Source organism: Streptomyces sp. CAI-85 (genome assembly GCF_013363615.1).
Lineage (GTDB): Bacteria > Actinomycetota > Actinomycetes > Streptomycetales > Streptomycetaceae > Streptomyces > Streptomyces antibioticus_B.
Genome location: NZ_JAANNX010000214.1, coordinates 1 through 897 on the forward strand (window position 1 = coordinate 1; position 897 = coordinate 897).

Consider the following 897-nt stretch of genomic DNA (forward strand, 5'->3'; position numbering starts at 1 on the left):
GGACAACCATGGAAGCCAGGGCCCAGGCGCGGTACATCCGCGTCACGCCCATGAAGGCCCGCCGCGTGGTGGACCTTATCCGTGGCATGGATGCCACGGAGGCTCAGGCGGTCCTGCGTTTCGCCCCGCAGGCCGCGAGCGTGCCGGTCGGCAAGGTGCTGGACAGCGCCATTGCCAACGCCGCGCACAACTACGACCACACCGATGTCGACAGCCTCTTCATCTCCGAGGCGTACGTCGATGAGGGCCCGACCCTGAAGCGGTTCCGTCCGCGCGCCCAGGGCCGTGCCTACCGGATCCGCAAGCGGACCAGCCACATCACCGTGGTCGTCAGCAGCAAGGAAGGAACCCGGTAATGGGCCAGAAGGTTAACCCGCATGGGTTCCGGCTCGGCATCACCACCGACTTCAAGTCGCGTTGGTACGCCGACAAGTCGTACAAGGAATACGTCAAGGAAGACGTCGCCATCCGTCGGATGATGACGTCCGGCATGGAGCGCGCCGGCATCTCGAAGGTGGAGATCGAGCGCACCCGTGACCGTGTCCGCGTCGACATCCACACCGCGCGTCCGGGCATCGTCATCGGCCGCCGCGGCGCCGAGGCCGACCGTATCCGCGGCGACCTGGAGAAGCTGACCAAGAAGCAGGTCCAGCTCAACATCCTCGAGGTCAAGAACCCGGAGACGGACGCTCAGCTCGTGGCCCAGGCCGTCGCCGAGCAGCTCTCCTCCCGCGTCTCCTTCCGTCGGGCCATGCGCAAGAGCATGCAGTCCGCCATGAAGGCCGGCGCCAAGGGCATCAAGATCCAGTGCGGTGGCCGCCTCGGTGGCGCCGAGATGTCCCGCTCGGAGTTCTACCGCGAGGGCCGTGTGCCCCTGCACACGCTCCGCGCGAACGT

General features: G+C 66.9%; 2 protein-coding genes. Both read left to right on the forward strand.

Going from position 1 to position 897, the window contains the following annotated elements; all coding sequences use genetic code 11:
- On the forward strand, nt 1-356 hold a 356-nt coding region (rplV, locus tag G6W55_RS37850; RefSeq protein WP_309243890.1), incomplete at its 5' end, for a 50S ribosomal protein L22.
- Nucleotides 356-897, forward strand: a 542-nt coding sequence (gene rpsC, locus G6W55_RS37855) for a 30S ribosomal protein S3 (RefSeq protein WP_175525087.1), incomplete at its 3' end; no start/stop codon positions are given. The genes rplV and rpsC, both read left to right, overlap by 1 nt.